Consider the following 258-nt stretch of genomic DNA (forward strand, 5'->3'; position numbering starts at 1 on the left):
AGCCGTCCGACTGCGACAGCGGGTCTTCCGCACGGTCGGTCAGGTCGATCATCGCCGATCCCCACACCGACCAGTAACGCGCGAACGCCAGCCGCCCGCCCGCGCGCACCTCCTCGCGGTCCTGCAGATCCTCCAGCCCCTGGATGTTGCGGTTGAGCCGCAGATAACCGACCGTCGCATAGGTGCGGCGCGAACCGACCGTCGCGTCGATCTCGTTCCGGCGTACCGCCAGATTGTCCTTGTCCAGGCGATAGCGAT

The 258-nt window shown here is 67.1% G+C and carries 1 protein-coding gene; it reads right to left on the reverse strand.

Going from position 1 to position 258, the window contains the following annotated elements:
* The coding region (locus tag CVH10_RS22070; RefSeq protein WP_219924995.1) for a hypothetical protein at positions 1 to 258 on the reverse strand (258 nt) is incomplete at both ends.

The sequence above is a fragment of the Halomonas sp. ND22Bw genome (genome assembly GCF_003011945.1).
GTDB classification, from domain to species: Bacteria; Pseudomonadota; Gammaproteobacteria; order Pseudomonadales; family Halomonadaceae; genus Halomonas; species Halomonas halophila.